Annotated in this window: 18 protein-coding genes and 2 pseudogenes; 19 read left to right on the top strand and 1 reads right to left on the bottom strand. The window is 72.0% G+C overall.

Annotated features, from left to right (window positions below; all coding sequences use genetic code 11):
* Nucleotides 1-35 precede the first annotated feature (35 nt).
* The gene (locus tag MKW14_RS23895; RefSeq protein ID WP_240865237.1) at nt 36-1,331 is read right to left on the bottom strand and encodes a hypothetical protein; all 1,296 of its coding nucleotides are present in this window, start codon (nt 1,329-1,331) and stop codon (nt 36-38) included.
* 144 nt (nt 1,332-1,475) lie between these two features.
* On the opposite strand from MKW14_RS23895, the gene MKW14_RS23900 reads away from it, so the two are divergent.
* From MKW14_RS23900 to MKW14_RS23995, 19 genes and pseudogenes are all read left to right on the top strand, one after another.
* Entirely contained in the window at nt 1,476-2,483 is a 1,008-nt protein-coding gene (locus MKW14_RS23900) for a LacI family DNA-binding transcriptional regulator (protein WP_240865238.1), read from the top strand.
* Between the two features lie 265 nt (nt 2,484-2,748).
* Complete coding sequence (locus MKW14_RS23910) at nt 2,749-3,015, top strand: ribbon-helix-helix domain-containing protein (protein ID WP_240865240.1); 267 nt, start codon at nt 2,749-2,751, stop codon at nt 3,013-3,015.
* Complete coding sequence (locus tag MKW14_RS23915) at nt 3,012-3,455, top strand: PIN domain-containing protein (RefSeq protein WP_240865242.1); 444 nt, start codon at nt 3,012-3,014, stop codon at nt 3,453-3,455. The genes MKW14_RS23910 and MKW14_RS23915 overlap by 4 nt, the downstream gene beginning before the upstream one ends.
* Before the next feature lie 297 nt (nt 3,456-3,752).
* Nucleotides 3,753-4,112, top strand: a complete 360-nt coding sequence (locus tag MKW14_RS23920; protein WP_240865244.1) for a zinc ribbon domain-containing protein YjdM — start codon at nt 3,753-3,755, stop codon at nt 4,110-4,112.
* Nucleotides 4,113-4,290: 178 nt separating this feature from the next.
* The gene (locus MKW14_RS23925) at nt 4,291-4,632 is read left to right on the top strand and encodes an ArsR/SmtB family transcription factor (protein WP_240865246.1); all 342 of its coding nucleotides are present in this window, start codon (nt 4,291-4,293) and stop codon (nt 4,630-4,632) included.
* Nucleotides 4,629-6,371, top strand: coding sequence for a SulP family inorganic anion transporter (locus MKW14_RS23930; protein ID WP_240865247.1), 1,743 nt, complete (start codon nt 4,629-4,631; stop codon nt 6,369-6,371). Before MKW14_RS23925 ends, MKW14_RS23930 begins: the two co-directional genes overlap by 4 nt.
* Nucleotides 6,368-6,775: a pyridoxamine 5'-phosphate oxidase family protein gene (locus tag MKW14_RS23935; protein ID WP_240865249.1), complete on the top strand. Its 408-nt coding sequence runs from the start codon at nt 6,368-6,370 to the stop codon at nt 6,773-6,775. The genes MKW14_RS23930 and MKW14_RS23935 overlap by 4 nt, the downstream gene beginning before the upstream one ends.
* Entirely contained in the window at nt 6,775-7,209 is a 435-nt protein-coding gene (locus MKW14_RS23940; RefSeq protein WP_240865251.1) for an ATP-binding protein, read from the top strand. The genes MKW14_RS23935 and MKW14_RS23940 overlap by 1 nt, the downstream gene beginning before the upstream one ends.
* Nucleotides 7,210-7,257: 48 nt before the next feature.
* On the top strand, nt 7,258-7,671 hold the full coding sequence (locus tag MKW14_RS23945) for an STAS domain-containing protein (protein WP_240865252.1): 414 nt from the start codon (nt 7,258-7,260) through the stop codon (nt 7,669-7,671).
* 59 nt (nt 7,672-7,730) lie between these two features.
* Nucleotides 7,731-7,829, top strand: a pseudogene (locus MKW14_RS23950) (2-phosphosulfolactate phosphatase); the annotation flags it as partial.
* Nucleotides 7,830-8,275: 446 nt separating this feature from the next.
* Complete coding sequence (locus MKW14_RS23955; protein WP_240865254.1) at nt 8,276-8,626, top strand: ArsR/SmtB family transcription factor; 351 nt, start codon at nt 8,276-8,278, stop codon at nt 8,624-8,626.
* Nucleotides 8,627-8,805: 179 nt separating this feature from the next.
* Nucleotides 8,806-9,288, top strand: a complete 483-nt coding sequence (locus tag MKW14_RS23960) for an NADH-quinone oxidoreductase subunit B family protein (protein WP_240865256.1) — start codon at nt 8,806-8,808, stop codon at nt 9,286-9,288.
* Nucleotides 9,289-9,713: 425 nt separating this feature from the next.
* Nucleotides 9,714-10,478 (top strand): annotated as a pseudogene (locus tag MKW14_RS23965) (proton-conducting transporter transmembrane domain-containing protein); the annotation flags it as partial.
* A 103-nt stretch (nt 10,479-10,581) separates the two neighbouring features.
* A complete protein-coding gene (locus MKW14_RS23970; RefSeq protein ID WP_308314624.1) occupies nt 10,582-11,358 on the top strand; it encodes a respiratory chain complex I subunit 1 family protein in 777 nt (258 codons plus the stop codon).
* Nucleotides 11,355-12,035, top strand: coding sequence for a hypothetical protein (locus tag MKW14_RS23975; RefSeq protein ID WP_240865412.1), 681 nt, complete (start codon nt 11,355-11,357; stop codon nt 12,033-12,035). Before MKW14_RS23970 ends, MKW14_RS23975 begins: the two co-directional genes overlap by 4 nt.
* Nucleotides 12,035-13,648, top strand: coding sequence for a proton-conducting transporter transmembrane domain-containing protein (locus tag MKW14_RS23980; RefSeq protein WP_240865259.1), 1,614 nt, complete (start codon nt 12,035-12,037; stop codon nt 13,646-13,648). Before MKW14_RS23975 ends, MKW14_RS23980 begins: the two co-directional genes overlap by 1 nt.
* Before the next feature lie 4 nt (nt 13,649-13,652).
* Nucleotides 13,653-15,140, top strand: a complete 1,488-nt coding sequence (locus MKW14_RS23985) for a hydrogenase large subunit (protein WP_240865260.1) — start codon at nt 13,653-13,655, stop codon at nt 15,138-15,140.
* 76 nt (nt 15,141-15,216) lie between these two features.
* Nucleotides 15,217-15,666 (top strand): TnsA-like heteromeric transposase endonuclease subunit, encoded by a 450-nt coding sequence (locus MKW14_RS23990; protein WP_240865413.1) that lies wholly within the window; start codon nt 15,217-15,219, stop codon nt 15,664-15,666.
* Entirely contained in the window at nt 15,663-16,775 is a 1,113-nt protein-coding gene (locus MKW14_RS23995) for a hypothetical protein (RefSeq protein ID WP_240865261.1), read from the top strand. The genes MKW14_RS23990 and MKW14_RS23995 overlap by 4 nt, the downstream gene beginning before the upstream one ends.
* Nucleotides 16,776-16,797 lie beyond the last annotated feature (22 nt).

Below are 16,797 nucleotides of genomic sequence, written 5' to 3' on the forward strand. Positions count from 1 at the left end.
CCGACGGGGGTGGAGAACGGACCGGGGGATGCGGGTCAGGCCGTGACGGTCGTGCTCTGGCCCGGTTCCACCAGGTGCGTGACGGTGCGGTCGCCGACATGGGCGACCCACTGCAGGGGACCGGTGCCGGACTGGAGCGTGAGGGTCGTACGGGCGTGGCCGTCGTGTCTGACCGCGACCCTCATGTCGCGGTACGGAAGACCCTCGACCTCGACCCAGCCCTCGGCCAGGTGCGAGCGGGTCTCCAGCGCCCCGTCGTGACGGGGTACGACACCGGTCAGGCCGGTGCACAGATGGGAGACCACGGTGAACGGCACCTCCGGGTACAGGGCACGTGAGTCGATCAGGTGCCTGATCCAGCGGATGGCGGTCGTGTCGTGGTCGTAGGCGAAGAACGCCTCCGGCAGATACGTGAAGGCCTCGATGTTGCTCGGGGGCCGCTGCTCGAGCGAGGTGTCGAGGAAGGCCAGATGGGCCTCGGCGCGGTCCCCGTGGGGCAGCAGACGCTTCACCGCGGGGAACCATGACGGCTCGAAGGCGAACTCGCCGAAGGTGCGCCGCGCAGAGATCCCGGTGAGGTAGTGGCCGCCGTCCTCGTCCCACCAGTCGCGTTCGAAGTGGAGGCGGAGCCGCTCGGCGTCTGCCTGCGCCTGACGGGCCAGGTCCTTGTCCCGGGCGGCCGCGGCGATGGCGGCCGTGGCCGCCCACTGGCAGGCGATGCCGTCGGAGGCCACCTGCATGTCCGGGGCGCTCGGCATCTCGTTGTAGGTGGGGCTGCCCGCGAAGATGTCGCGGGCGTCCTGCTCCCCGGCCACGCCCGTACCCAGGATGTCGTGGCGGGGCACGAACTCCCGCAGCAGGTCGCGGTAGTAGCCGGTGAACACCGGATCGCTCAGGTACCGGTCGTCCCCCGTCCACAGGTACTGCTCGACGCTCTTCTCGGCGATCTCGAAGGCGGCGGGGGTCTCGCGTACGAACCGGGTGTCGTCCACGTAGTCGATGGCGGCGGGGGCGCCGTCGAACGTGAACGCCCAGAGCGGGTAGAAGCCGCGGGCGGCCGTGGCGGATGCGGCGAAGTGCCGCAGCATCGAGAAGTTCTCGCGGTCGAGCCCCAGGAGGTGGGCGCCCAGTGCCTGGTGGGCGACATCGCGTGAGTAGAACATCGGGCGGTCGGTCAGCGCCGCCCAGTACGACGGGACCGCGCCGCGGTCACCGGTCCTGACGCGGCTGAGGGCTTGGGGGACGGCCCAGGCGAAGCCCTGCTCCAGGTGGGGGTCGGAGCAGGCGAAGCGGAGGCCCGGGCTGGGCGTGGTGTCGCGAGGTGTGCTCACGCCGAGGACGGTAACTCCATGACGTAAAAGGTGCAAGAACTTTCACAGATACGACAGGAAGGGAGCAGGGAGATGCTGGTGGCGGGGCGCTCGCGGCGGTGGATAATCGCCGCGCGGATGCAGGCTGAGGGCCGGAGGGGCTGAATGGCGAAGATCGGGATTGCGGACGTGGCCCAGGCGGCGGGCGTCAGCGAGGCGACCGTGAGCCGGGTCGTCAACAACCGCGGCACGGTCGCGGCCGCCACGCGCAAGGCCGTCGAGGAGGCCATGCGCACGGTCGGATACGTCCGCGCCCACGCCGGCAGCCTCGTCATGCTCGTCACCCCGGGGCTGACCGACCCGTTCTTCGCGCAGACGGCGGACCGGATCGTCGCGGGCCTGGGGCTGCACGGGCTGCGGGGCGCGATCTGCTCCGCGCCGGTCGGCGGGGCCCAGGAACTCGACTTCGCGTCGGCGATGGTCGACGCCGGGGTCGTGGGCGCGGTCTTCGTGTCGGCGAGCAACACGCTGGAGAACGCGGACCCGGGCGTCTACCGGCTGCTGGAGAGCAGGGCCGTGCCCTACGTCTGCGTCAACGGCCCGGCCGGCGACAGCCGTGCCCCGGTGCTGTCCACGGACGACCGCATGGCCGCCGAACTGGCGGTCGACCATCTGTGGCGGCTCGGGCACCGGCGCATCGGGCTGGTCGCGGGCCCCCGGGGCAACCGCCCCAGCGACCGCCGGGTCGACGGCTTCCGGGCGGCGATGAAGACCCGCGGCGCGAGTGCCGCGAACGCCCCTGTCGCCCGGCACGAGTACAGCATCGAGGGCGGCGTCTCGGCGGCCTCGCGGCTGTGCGAGGACTCCGCGGTCACCGCCATCGTGGCGGCGAGCGACGAGATGGCGCTGGGCGCCATCAGGGCCGCGCGGTGGTCGGGGCTGCAGGTCCCCGCCGACCTGTCGGTGGTGGGCTACGACGACGCGCTGCCCCTGGAGTTCTTCGACCCCCCGCTCACCAGCGTCAGGCAGCCCGTCGAGCGCATCGCGGCGTCGGTGGTGCAGATGCTCATCGGCCTCATCCGGGGCCGCCACGTGGACGAGACGGAGCTGTTCTTCTCACCCGAACTGATCGTGCGCTCCTCCACGGCGCCCGCGCCGACAACGGAGCGTTGACGTATACAGGAAAATTCTTGCAGTAACCAAGCAGCCTGCTGGTGGAGGCGGCTGCGTCCGGTGACGACGAAGAAGGCGTGGGGCGTCAGCCACACGTTGCGCTGGAGCAGGCGCTCGACGTCATGGTGGGTGCGGTCGCCGGTGTCCCCGAAGGTCTCCAGCGGGATCCCGGGCAGCATGCTCTTGGCACCCGGGAGCTGGGCCAGGTCCCGGGCGAGGAGGTGCGCCGGATACATCAATCCAGTACATGGACTACCGTTGGTACATGTCCATGAAGCGCACCAACGTCTACGCCGACCCCGAGGACCTGGCGATCATCAAGGAGGCCGCCAAGCGCCGCGGTATAAGCGAGGCCGAGATCATCCGCCAGGGCATCCACCTCGCAGCCATGGCGAACCGGGTCTGGGACGAGCCGCTGTTCTCGCGCACCTTCGAGGGGCCGGGGCGGACGCTGCCCAGGTCGGAGGTCCGCGACACGGTCGCCGAGGCCGTCCGGCGTGAGACCGGCTCGGGCTCCGGATCCGCCGCGTGATCATTGTCATCGCGGACACGTCCGGTCTTCTGGCAGCGCTGGACTCGGCTCATCCGGAACACGGGGCGGCGAACGAGGCGATCATGGCCGCGGGCCTGCTGGTGATGTCCCCGCTGCTGCTGGCCGAACTGGATCACGTGGCCACGCGTGAGCTCGGCAGGGAGGCTGCCCTCAGCGCGGTTGACGATCTGCGGCGTTGGATGAGCCGGGGTCGTGTCGTCCTGCCGGAGATCACGGAGGACCACCTGGGCGCAGCCCAGTCCGTCCGTGTCCGTTACCGTGCGGTGGACCTCGACCTCGCCGACGCGGTGAACGTGGCGCTTGCCGCCGACTACGACACGGACGCGATGCTCACCCTGGACCGACGAGACTTCCGGGCCGTACGCCCGCTGGGCCGCTACAAGGCGTTCCGTGTACTCCCCGACGACCTCCCGCTCTGACGCAGGGGCCGTAGCGGTCAAGTGCCTGCTTCCGCAAGGGGTTTGGGCACCGCCCACGACGAAGACAGGCGATCGAGAGTGGCTCCGACCCGCTGGGCAGCAGAGCGGGGTCGTCGCGACTGCACTCTCCATGTGCTGTACAAACCCGGTCCGTGTCCCAGTTCCGCCTTCGTCGTACGACGCAGCTGTCGTGGTCTCCGCTCACCTTTCGCCCATCCCGTTCGCACCCCGGAGCGCACGTCGTTCCCGCCCGGCTGGGGGTCGGTCAGCTTTCCGGCCGCCGGATAGCCTGACGGGATGAACGAGAATCCTCCGCCCTGTCCGAAGTGCTCCTGCGAGTACACCTACGAAATGAACGCTCTGATCGTGTGCCCGGAGTGCGCCCACGAGTGGTCTCCGGCCGAGGCCGGCGCCGAGGGCGGGGACGCCGCCGGGGAGCGTGTCGTCAAGGATGCCGTCGGCAATGTGCTGCAGGACGGCGACAGCGTGGTCGTCGTCAAGGCGCTCAAGGTCAAGGGCAGTCCCTCGGGGATCAAGGCCGGCACGAAGGTGCGCGGCATCCGGCTGGTCGACGGCGTCGACGGGCACGACATCGACTGCAAGGTCGACGGTTTCGGGGCGATGCAGCTGAAGTCCGGCGTGGTCAAGAAGGCCTGATCGCGGAGCCTGATTCCGCCGCCCCGTCCATGGCGGGAACACCGGGGCAGCAGCATGATGCTGAATTGCAAAATTTCGCAATTGGTTAGATGCTGTGTTGGCTGTGCCTGCAGGTAGCCGCGGGCACAGCCTTTCGCGTCCGCCCCGCGGTGGGGCTCGCAGGGGAAGCCGAGGGGTCGTGTCCGTTCCGCTGTACCAGGCCAAGGCCGAGTTCTTCCGGATGCTGGGGCATCCCGTACGGATACGGGTGCTGGAGCTGTTGCAGGACCGGCCGATGCCGGTGCGGGACCTGCTTGCCGCCATTGAGGTGGAGCCCTCCGGCCTGTCGCAGCAGTTGGCGGTGCTCCGCCGCTCCGGGATCGTCACCTCGACCCGCGAGGGCTCGACCGTCGTCTACGAGCTGGCAGGCGGGGACGTGGCCGACCTGATGAAGGCCGCGCGGCGCATCCTGACCGAGATGCTGGCCGGGCGGAACGAACTGCTGGCCGAGCTGCGGGAAGCCGAGGTCGCCGCGCGATGACCTCGCAGTTTTCGCGGATCGGCCGGGTCTGGGCCCGGATCGCCTTGCTGCTGCCCGGCCGTGCCGATCTGGCGGAGATGCGGCGTGACCCGCGCCGGGATCTGCTGGCCGGGCTGACCGTGGCCATCGTGGCGCTACCGCTCGCGCTCGGCTTCGGCGTCTCCTCCGGGCTGGGCGCCGAGGCGGGCCTGGCGACCGCGGTGGTCGCGGGCGCGCTGGCCGCACTGTTCGGCGGATCCAATCTGCAGGTGTCCGGACCGACCGGCGCCATGACGGTGGTCCTCGTCCCGATCGTGGGCCGGTACGGGCCGACGGGTGTCCTCACGGTCGGGCTGATGGCCGGCGTGATGCTGGTGGCGCTGGCCGCGCTGAGGGCCGGCCGTTACATGCAGTACGTCCCCGCCCCGGTGGTCGAGGGTTTCACCCTCGGCATCGCCTGCGTGATCGGCCTGCAGCAGATCCCGAACGCGCTCGGCGTGCCCAAGCCGGAGGGCGACCGGGTGCTGGTGGTGACCTGGCGGGCCGTCGAGGAGTTCGCGAAGGCCCCGAACTGGACCGCCGCAGGTCTCGCGGTCGCGGTGGCCGTCGGCATGTTGCTCGGGGCCCGCCGGTGGCCGACCGTGCCGTTCTCCATCCTGGCCGTGATCGCCGCGACCGTCGTCGCGCAGGTCGCCGGGTTGGACGCGGCGAAGCCGATCGGCGACCTGCCCTCCGGGCTGCCCGCGCCCTCGCTGTCCTTCCTGGACCTCGGTTCGCTGGGCACCCTGCTCGCCCCGGCCGTCGCGGTCGCCGCCCTGGCCGCCCTCGAATCGCTGCTGTCCGCGTCCGTCGCCGACGGCATGACGGTCGGCCAGAAGCACGACCCGGACCGGGAGCTGTTCGGCCAGGGCCTCGCGAACATCGCCGTCCCGCTCTTCGGCGGGGTCCCGGCCACCGGCGCGATCGCCCGCACCGCGGTCAACGTCCGCACGGGCGCGGGCTCCCGGCTCGCCGCCCTCACCCACGCCGCGATCCTCGCCGTGATCGTCTTCGCCGCGGCTCCGCTGGTCTCGAAGATCCCCCTCGCGGCCCTGGCCGGCGTGCTGCTGGCCACGGCGATCCGCATGGTCGAGGTCGGCTCGCTCAAGGCCATGGCGAAGGCGACCCGCTCCGACGCGCTGATCCTCGTCCTCACCGCGGTCGCGACGCTCGCCCTGGACCTCGTGTACGCGGTCGTCATCGGCCTGGTGGTCGCCGGCGCCCTGGCTCTGCGCGCTGTGGCGCAGCAGGCCCGCTTCGACCAGGTGCCGCTCGACCGCAGCGACCACACGGCGGAGGAACACGCCCTGCTGGCCGAGCACATCGTCGCCTACCGCATCGACGGGCCTCTGTTCTTCGCCGCCGCCCACCGCTTCCTGCTGGAACTGACCGAGGTCGCCGACGTCCGCGTCGTCATCCTGCGCATGTCCCGGGTGTCGACGATGGACGCCACCGGAGCCCTCGTCCTCAAGGACGCCGTGGAAAAGCTGCGGCGCCGTGGCATCACCGTCCTGGCCTCCGGGATACGCCCCGGCCAGCGCCAGGTCCTCGCCTCCGTCGGCGCGCTCGACCTCCTCAAGTACGAGGGCCGGGAGTACGCCACCACCCCCGAGGCGATCCGCGCCGCCCGCGGCCACCTGGAAACGGCCGGAGTACTGCCCGTCCTTCCTGCCCAGACGCCCCTGACCTCCCGCACCTCCACCGAGGAAGCCCTGCGATGACCACAGCCCCCGCCACCCTCCGCATGGTCGAGGTCTCCGGTGCGGAGGCCCTGTGGCTGCTGGGAGGCAGCGGCCTGGGCCGCCTGGTGTACGTGCGGCGTGACCTGACGGTCGTACGGCCCGCCCGGCACGTGTGGGAGTACGGCCGCTTGGTCGTGCGTACGCCGGCCCCGGCTGCGGCGGTGCCCGCGACGGCGACGTACCCGGTGGACGAGATCCGCGCCGTGCCCGGCACCGGCTGGACCGTCACCGTCTGCGGCCCCGCCGAAGTGATCACCGACCCCGACGGGACCGCCCACTGCCGGCGCACCCTGCCCGGCTGGAGTCACGGCCCGCACGACACCCTGCCGCGTCCGCACCCCAAGTCGGTCACCGGTTTCCGCCTCGCCCGCGCGGAGGCGTGATGTCCACACAGTCCCCGCAGCGCGAAGCCCTGCCCTACCGGCACGTCCTCACGCTGCCCACCGAACCGTCGGCCGTCCGCATCGCCCGCGAGACCGCCGAGCAGGCCCTGGTCGAGTGGGGGATCGGGTTACGCCACCCCGCCGTCGGCCCGGCCCTGCTGATCCTGAGCGAGCTGGTCACCAACAGTGTCCGGCACGCGGCCATCTCCTCTCCGACGCTGACCGTGATATACGCGGCCGGCCGGGGCTGCCTGGCCTTCGGCGTCCACGACCGCCACCCTTACCAACCCCCGCTGTACGGGTCGATCAGCGGCACCGGATCGGGGGGCCTGGCCACGGTCATGGAACTCGTCCTCGGCCTGGACGGCACCGCGGTGGTCCGCGCGGACGCCGACGGCAAGGGCAAGAGCATCTGGATCACCCTGCCCCTCTGACGAGACAGCAGACCCGAACTGGCGACCCGTACAAGGAAGTTCAGCCTCATGACCATCGACTGGCGCTACACCGTCGAGGAGAACCTCGGCGTCCTCTCCGTCGCCGGCTACCTCGGCCCGGACGCCGTGCGCCGCTTCACCGGCGCCATCGGCTGGGCCCTCGCCCGCGGCACCGGGCCCGTCATCGTCGACCTCGCCGAACTGCGCAGCTGGTCCGCCGAAGGACAGCTGGCCGTCATCGACGCCGCCCGCCGCCTCGCCGAGGCCGACCGCGGCCTGGAGCTGGCCGCGATCCCCGCCGACGGCTCCCTCGTCCCCACCGCGGACGGCCCGCCGATCCCGGTCCACGCCGACGTGGCCACGGCACTCGCCGCGCACCAGGCAGAACAAGGGGAGCCGGTGCAGGGGCGTCACGAATGGCGCACCACCGGGTGGCCGACCGAAGGCGAGGCGGGCGAGTAGCGCGCGGCCGGTCAACTGGTTCCGGAGGCAGTTGGTGATCAGCACAGGCGCGGAGGGCGATGCGGGCCTTCACCGTGGCTGCCTGGGCGTTCTCGCGCGGTGCCGAGAAGATCGTCCTGGCCTCGTCCGACGGTGAGGCACTGGCCTTGCGGCGCAGATGGCGGCACCGTTCGGGGAGGGCAGCGCCAGCCGGGCGGCGAACGGCGCCCGGTGCAGGTGGGCCGGGGACAGGGACCAGGGTTCAGCCGGCGTGACGGCGGTGCGGTGGACGGCCAGCCGGGCACCGGACTGCCGGGCGCAGGCGGCGGCCTTCTCGATGGCGGCCTTGCCGCGCAGCGGGGTGATCCTCACGCAAACCTCCCTCGCATGACCTCAGTAATTGCTAATGTTGGCAATTACTGAGGTCGTCACTGGTGGATTCGGTGGGTCCGGTTCCTTGGTGCGGGGTCGGCGTGGCCGGTACCGCAGGCGAGGATGGCCGCATGTTGTTGACGAGCGAAGCGAGGTGGGGGTCGCCCCGCCCGAAGGGTGGGAGAGGGCGGATGCGATGCGCCGAGGTCCGGCCGGTGGGGCCGTGCTGTTGCACCGGGGAGGGGACGGCCAGGTGAGCATGCCGCTGTACCAGCTGAAGGCCGAGTTCTTCAAAACCCTCGGCCACCCCGCCCGCATCCGCGTCCTGGAACTGCTCAGCGAGCGCGAGCACGCGGTCGCCGAGATGCTGCCCGAGGTGGGCATCGAGCCCGCCCATCTCTCCCAGCAGCTCGCGGTGCTGCGGCGGGCCAACCTGGTCAAGACCCGCAAGGAGGGCTCGACCGTGTACTACTCCCTGACCAGCCCGAACGTGGCGGAGCTGCTGCGGGTGGCGCGGACCATCCTGACCGGCGTGCTGACCGGGCAGGCCGAGCTGCTCGCCGACCTGCAGGCCGCTCAGGGGGAGGCGAAACCGCCGTCGTGACGGCGGCCCCTGACCGGCGGCCGTCTCCCGAGGAGTTGACAGCGCTCTGTGGTGCGGGCGGCGGCCGCCTTCACCATCAGTCGCCGCAAGGGCAAAGCGTCCGGAAAGTGCCGTAACTCCACTCGCGGGATGGCCTGTTGGTCATCTGCGGACAGTCCTCACCGTGTCAGGGAGGGTTCATGGGCCTGCTGCGCAAGATCCGCACCACCGGGCGGGTGGCCGAGCCCGCGCCGCCGCGCCCCGAGGGCGAGGCCCTGGAGCAGGCGCGGGAGTTCGGCGGGTCGGTGCAGGTGCGGTGTGTGGATGCCGGTTCCTGCAACGGCTGCGAGATCGAGATCGCGGCGGCCTTCAACCCGGTGTACGACGCCGAGCGGTACGGCGCCCGCCTGGTGGCCTCGCCGCGCCATGCGGACGTGGCGCTGGTGACCGGGCCGGTGACCCGCAACATGGCCGAGCCGCTGCGGCGCACGGTGGCCGCGATGGGGGAGCCGCGGCTGGTGGTCGCGGTCGGCGACTGCGCGATCAACTGCGGTGAGTTCGCGGGCGGGTACGGCGTCGAGGGCGCGGTCTCCGATGTCGTACCGGTGGATCTGGCCGTGCCGGGATGCCCGCCGGAGCCGGAGCGGATCGTGGCGGCCCTGCGGAGAGTGACCGGACGGTGAGCGCGATCCCGGCCGCCCTCGCGACGGCCACCGTCCTGGGCGGCGCGGGCGCGGCGGCCGGGCTCGGGATGCCGTACCGGGTGCGCATCCCGCTCGTGGGAGTACTGACGGCGGGTGTGGGAGTGGCCGGTGGCGCGGCGGGTGTGGCCGCATGGGGAGGCAGCCGCTGGTCGGCTGGGTTTCCCGGGCTGCTGCCGCTGGCCGGGGCGCATCTGGCGGTGGATGCGCTGGCGGGTCTGTTCATGGCGGTGGCGGGGGCCGTTGTGATCGCGGTCGCCGTGTACGGCATCGGCTATGCGGCCGGTCACGGTCCGCACGGGCTCGGGTCGCGTACGGCGCAGGGGGTGCTGCCGCTGTTCGCGCTCACCTTGGTCCTCGTCCCGGTGGCGGCGTCGGTGTCGACGTTCCTGGTGCTGTGGGAGCTGATGGCGCTCGGCTCGCTGCTGCTGGTGCTCGCCGAGCACCGGGAGCGGGCCTCGGTGCGGCAGGCCGGCGCCTGGTACGCCGTGATGACCCACCTCGGGCTGATCCTTCTGCTGGTCGGGTTCTCCGTCTTCGCCGCGCACGCAGGCGGGGAGACCTTCGCCGCCCTGCGGGCCGGAGCGCACGGAGTGTCGCCGACACTGCGGGGGCTGGTGTTCGTACTGGTCGCGGCGGCATTCACGTCCAAGGCGGGAGCGGTGCCGCTGCACGCATGGCTGCCGCGCGCCCATCCGGAAGCACCCAGCCCTGTCTCGGCATTGATGAGCGCCGCCATGGTCAACCTCGGCATCTACGGCCTGGTGCGGACCGGCCTCGACCTGCTCGGCGGCGGCCCGGCCTGGTGGTGGCTGGGCCTGATCGCGGTGGGTGGCGCCAGCGCGGTGTACGGGATCTTGCAGGCGGCGATGGCCTCCGATCTGAAGCGGCTGCTGGCCTACTCGACCAGCGAGAACATGGGCCTGGTCCTGATCGGGGTGGGGGCCTCCGGGCTGTTCACCTCCTACGGCAACCGGCCGTTGGCCGCCCTCGCGCTGGCGGCGGCCCTGCTGCATGTGGTCAACCACGCGGCGTTCAAGGCCCTGTTGTTCTGCGCGGCCGGGTCGGTGCTGCGGGCCACCGGGCTGCGGGACCTCGACCGGCTGGGCGGGCTACGGGCCCGGATGCCGTACACCGCCGGGCTGTTCGCGATCGCCGCGCTCGGAGCCGTGGCGCTGCCGCCGGGCAACGGGTTCATCAGCGAGTGGCTGCTGCTGCAGTCCCTCATCCACGGACTCCAGGTGCCGGGGGTGGCGGTGGCGGTCGATCTCCCCGATCGGGACCGGGCCCGCCTTCCGCGCGGCTCCCGCCCTGCTGGTCGCCACGACCGTGGTGGTCGCCGCACTGGTGCCGCTGCTGTCCACCGACACCCCGGTCAGCTCCCACGCGGACCTGATCCTGGTGGTGGCGCTGATCGCGCTGGGCACGCTGGCGCTCGCGCTGGCCGGGCTGGACACCGGGACCGCGTTCGGCGGGATGGGCGCCTCCCGGGAGATGACGGTCGCCTCGCTGGTGGAGCCCACGCTGCTGCTGTCGGTGTTCGCGCTGTCGATTCCGGCCGGGACGACCAACCTGCCCGCGATCGTCTCCGGCGCCGTCCACGAACCGGCCCGCCTGGCCTCCCCGGCCGGCCTGCTGGCCGTCGCCGCGCTCGGGGTCGCGGTGCTCGCGGAGACCGGGCGGATCCCGGTGGACAACCCCTCCACCCACCTCGAACTGACCATGATCCACGAGGCGATGGTGCTCGAATACGCCGGACCCGACCTGGCGCTGGTCGAACTCGGAGCCCAGATGCGGCTCACCCTGCTGCTCGGCCTGCTGTCCTCCCTGTTCGTGCCCTGGGGCATCGCCACCGGCGCCTCCTGGACCGCGCTCGTGGTGGCCCTGATCCTGCTCGCGGCCAAGCTCGTGCTGCTGGGCGCCGTGCTGGCGGCGGCCGAGGTGTTCTGGGCCAAGGTGCGGCTCTTCCGGGTTCCCGAACTGCTCGCCGGGTCCTTCCTGCTGGCGCTGCTCGCGGTGACCACCTCCTACTTCCTGACCGGAACCTCATGAGCGGCGGCCTGTACACCCAGCTCCTCGACCTGGCCTGCGGGGCCTTCCTCCTCGCGGCCGTGATCGTGCTGTGGATGAGCGAACTGACCATGATCGTGCGGGTGTTCGCCCTGCAGGGCGTCGCCCTCGCCGCGATCGCCGTCCTGCTCGGCGCACACGAGGAACGCTGGGACCTGGTCGGTGTGGGCGTCGGCGTCGGGCTGCTGAGGGCGGGCGTCCTGCCGTATCTGATGCGCCGCGCCCTGGCCGCGCTCGCCGACGACCGCGCGCACAGCGAGGAGGCACGGGAGACCCAGCCGCTGGTCAACGTCGCCGCCTCGCTGCTGACCGCGGCCCTGCTGACGCTGCTGGCCTACGCCGTGGCCCGGCCCTTGACCGAACTGCACCCCACGCCCGCCACCCGTGCGCTGCCGGTCGGCCTCGCGGTCGTGCTGATCGGCTTCTTCGTTCTGGTGACCCGCAGGCGGGCGCTGGCCCAGGTGGTCGGCTTCCTGCTGCTGGACAACGGCATCACCGCCACCGCGTTCCTGGCCACCTCCGGGGTCCCGCTGATCGTCGAACTGGGCGTCTCCTTCGACGTGTTGCTGGCGGTGCTGGTGCTGCAGATCCTCACCACCCGGGTGCGGGAGGCGTTCGGCACCACCGACATCGACGACCTGCGGGAGCTGCACGACTGATGCTGCATCTATCAGAAGCGCCCACCGCTTCCGCTGCGCTCCTCACCGCGCCTGCCGCCGTCCCACTGCTGGTTGCCGGGGCGTACGCGCTGACCGGACTGCGAGCCCGCGCGACCGCCGCAGCCTTCGCCGCGGAGCTCATCGAGGCGCGGCACCGGGTGACCGCGCAGGGTGCCGTCCTGGTCGCCGAGGCACCCGAGCCCAAGCAAGCCCCGCAGCAGTGGCATCCCACGGACCGGGCCGCTCTCCTCTCGCCGGCCGCGATCCTCACCTGCGGGAGCCTGCTGGCCGCAGACGTCGTCAGGCACGGCCCCACCGCGGCGTACTCCGGGCTCCTGCGCGCGGACGCGCTGACCGCCTGGATGCTTCTGGTGGTCGGCGCCGTCGCCCTCGTTGCTTGCGGATCCGCCCCTGCCTACCTGACCGGAGAACGGGCGGCGGGGCGGGATACCGCGCAGTCGGTGTGGCGCTATCACGTCCTCGTGCAGGCGTTCCTGGCCGCCATGTGCCTGGCCGTGGTGACCGCCAACCTCGGCGTGCTGTGGATCGCGATCGAGGCCACCACCATCGTCACCGCGTTCCTGGTCGGCCACCGCCGCACCCGCATGTCCGTGGAGGCGGCCTGGAAGTACGTGGTGATCTGCTCGGCCGGCATCGCGCTCGCCTTCCTCGGCACGGTGCTGGTCTACTACGCGGCCCGGCAGGCGGGCATCGCCGAGGCGTGGGCGCTGGACTGGCCCACCCTCATCGCCCGCGCCCACCGGCTCGACCCGGCGGTGACCCGGCTCGGTATCACCCTCGTCGTCCTGGGCTTCGGCGCGAAGGCCGGCCTGATCCCGCTGCACGCCTGGCTGCCCGACGCGCACAGTCAGGCCCCGGCACCGGTGTCCGCACTGATGTCCGGGGTGCTGCTGTCGGTCGCCTTCGCCGCCATCCTGCGCTACCGGGTCATCGCCGACGCCGCCCTCGGCCCCGCCTTCACCCGCGTCCTGCTGGCCGGGATCGCGCTGCTCACCCTCGCGCTCGCGGCCGGGCTGCTGCTCGCCCAGCGCGACTACAAACGCATGCTCGCCTACTCGTCCATGGAGCACATGAGCCTGATCGCGCTTGCCGCGGCGATCGGCGGCCCGCTCGCCCTGTCCGCCGCGCTGCTGCACATCGCCGGGCACGGGCTGGCCAAGTCCGTCGCCTTCTGTGCCTCCGGCCGCATCCTGCAGATCACCGGCACGGCGAAGATCGGACGGGTCCGCGGGCTGCTCGCCCAAGCACCCGCAGCGGCCGGGGCGTTCGGGTTCGCGGTGGTGGCGCTGATGGCGTTCCCGCCCTTCAGCCTCTTCACCTCCGAACTCGGCATCGCCCGCGCCGGCTTCGCCGCCAACGCCGGCCTGGGCTGGGCCACGGCGGCAGCCCTGCTGCTCGTCCTGGTCGCCTTCGCCGCACTGGCCGCCCGCACGGCCCGGATGCTGCTCGGACCGGGAACACCGACCGAGACCAACAGCCCGTCCACGGTGTGGCCCCTGCTGCTGGGCCTGGCCGCCTGCGCCGCCCTCGGTGTCGCCACCGGCCCGCTCACCGACCTGCTGCACGCCGCCGCACAGGCGATCGGAGGCTGAAGCGATGCGCACCGCCCACGAGATCAGCGCCACCGAACTGCCGGGAAAGGCTGAGGCGTTGCTGACGGACGGCCACCGGCTCGCGCTGGTCGCCGCACACCACGACGGAGTCGGCGTCCGCGTGGTGTACCTGTTCGTCTCGGGCCCGCCCGACACCCGCACCGAACTGCACGTGCGCCTCGACCCCGACCGGCTCGAAGTGCCCACTCTCGCCCATCTCTCCTTCTCCGCAGGCCGGTTCGAGCGTGAGATGCGCGACCTGTTCGGCATCGTCCCCCTGGACCACCCCCTGCCCCGCCGCCTGGTACGGCACTTCCACTGGCCACGCGGCTGGTACCCGATGCGCCCCGACGCCGGCCCACCGCCCACCTTCGGCGAGCAGGAAGGCCCGTACCCCTTCCTGGAGGTCGAAGGCGACGGCGTCTACGAGATCCCGGTCGGCCCGGTGCACGCCGGCCTGATCGAGCCCGGCCACTTCCGCTTCTCCGTCGTCGGCGAGACCATCCTCAAACTCAAGGCCCGCCTCTGGTTCGTCCACAAGGGCATCGAGAACCTCTTCCAGGGCCGCACCCTCGCCGCCGGACTCCCGCTTGCCGAACGCGTCAGCGGCGACACCGCGGTCGGCCACGCCCTCGCCTACTGCCTGGCCGTCGAGGAGGCCACCGGCACCGAGGTCCCGCCCGAGGCCCAGCGCGCCCGCGCGATGCTCCTCGAACTGGAGCGCATCCACAACCACGTGGCCGACCTCGGCATGCTCTGCAACGACGTCGGCCACGGCATCCTCAACGCCCACACCCAGCGCGTACGCGAACAACTCCTGCGCCTCAACCGGGAGATCACCGGCCACCGCCTGCTGCGCGGCGGCGTCGTCCCCGGTGGCGCGGCCCTGCGCGCGCTGCCCGACCCTCAGCAACTGAAGGCCATCGGCGCGGACATCCGCGAGATCACCGACCTTGCCCTGGGCCACTCCACCGTCCACGACCGCTTCACCGGCACCGCGATCCTGCATGCCGACGCCGCCCGCACCATCGGCTGCCTCGGCTACGTCGCCCGGGCCAGCGGCCTCACCGGCACGGACGCCCGCATCGCGCACCCCTTCACGCCGTACGACGACACGAGGCTCACCGTGCCCGTCCACAACAGCGGCGACGTGCTGGCCCGCTTCCTCATCCGCGCCGAGGAGATCGACGTCTCCCTGGCCCTGATCGAGCACTTCACCGAGGGGCTGGCGGCCCCCTTGGCCGTGCCGGCGCCTCCGCCGACGTCCGGAGCGCACCCTCGCACCGGGGTGGGCCTGGTGGAGGGCTGGCGCGGCACCATCGCCACGCGAGTCGAACTCGCCCCCGACGGCACCCTGACCCGCGTCAAGCCGGTCGACCCGTCCTTCTTCAACTGGCCTGCTCTGCCGGTCGCGTTGGCGGACACGATCGTCCCGGACTTCCCGCTGACCAACAAGAGCTTCAACCTCTCCTACGCGGGCAACGACCTCTAGCGTCTGCCGCCGGCGTCGCCGCATCACCCTCTCCCCGACGTGTCCGTTCCATGTCAAGCGGGACGGGCCGTTCTGGCTGCACTGGCACGATGGCACCCGAAGGCGTCGGCACGCGCCGGACTACTTCGTCCGGCTCGCCGACGGCCGCGGCCGTGTCGTGGACGTGCGGGCCGACGACCAGGTCGATGATGCGGCCGCCGAGTCCTTCGAGACGATGGAACTGGCCTGCCAGGCGGAGGACTGGGAGTTCGTCCGGGCCGGGACGCCCGAGCCGGTCTTCATGGCGAACGTGCGGTGGCTGGCCCGCTACCGGCGGCGCCGGTGTCTGCGGTGGTTGATCGCGGCACGGCTGCTGGAGGTCTTCGAGGAGCCGGTGCCGCTGCGGGAGGGGGTGCGGGCGGCGGGCGACCAGCTGGTGGTGCTGCCGGTGCTGTTCCACCTGATGTGGTCCGGTGTCCTGGCAGCCGATCTACGGGGCGAGTTGCTTCACGACCACAGCGTGGTCTGGAAGGAACGGGGCCGGTGAACGCGGTGCGGCGGCCGGCGGGCATCGAGATCGGGGCCTGGGTCCGCTTCGACGGACAGGTCCGCGCGGTGGCCGCGGTGGCCGCGGTGACCACGACGACCGTGACGCTGACCGAGACGAACGGGTCGGCGGTCGGCGTCGAGCTGGACGTTCTGTTGCGCGGGGAGGACTTCGCGGTCGTCGACGTCCCGGTGCGCCAGCCGCTGCCGGCGGCCTCGCTGCTGGAGACGTTCCCGAGGCCGGTGGTGGAGAAGGCTCTGTGGTGGGAGGGGCACATGCTGGAGGTCCTGCACGGGCTGCCTCCCGGAACCGAGCCGGGGACGTTGCCGCGGCCCGAGTACGGACCGGACCGCTCGCTGACGGCCCGGCAGCGGGCGAAGGCCGCCGAGCTGACCGCCGCCGGTCATAAGGTGGCAGCTCAGACGGTCGCCAACTACCGGCGCCGCTACCAGGCCGACGGAGTCGTCGGGCTTGCGGACCACCGTCCGGTCCGCAAGAAGCGCGAGTTCGGGTCCGTGGACGACGCCGTGGTCGCGGCCATGCGGCAGGCCATCGCCGAGGCGACGGACGCCTCCACCCGCCGGGGAACGTTCCTGCTCTGGCGGACTGCCGAGATCCTCCACCAGGCACCCGCCGGCGAGGCGGTCAAGCTGCCGTCCGAGCGGACCCTTTACCGGCTGCTGGACAAGCTCACCCGGAACACGCACACCTTCAACTCGGCCACGACCCGCAGGTCACGGGCCCACGGGGCCAGCGGCGAGTTCGGCGAGTTGCCGGTGTTCGCGCCGGGCGAGGTGATGCAGATCGACTCCACCCCGCTCGACGTCCTGGTCCTCCTGGACAGCGGCGTGGTGGGCAAGGTCGAGCTCACGGCCATGATCGACGTTGCGGCCCGGTCGCTGACCGCGGCGGTGCTGCGGCCCACCACGAAGTCGGTCGACGCCAGCGTGCTGCTGGCTCGCACCGTCACTCCGGAGCCGATGCGGCCGGGCTGGGTCGACGCGCTGAAGATGTCCGGCCGCGGTGAACGACGTGATTGCCCCGGCCTCGAACTGCCAAGGCCGTCCAGTCCGCACCGGGCGCGGGGACGCGGTTGTCGTGGACGCTGATGTACTCGGCTGCGTCGTGGCC

The sequence above is a fragment of the Streptomyces gilvus genome, assembly GCF_022513565.1.
Taxonomy (GTDB): domain Bacteria; phylum Actinomycetota; class Actinomycetes; order Streptomycetales; family Streptomycetaceae; genus Streptomyces; species Streptomyces gilvus.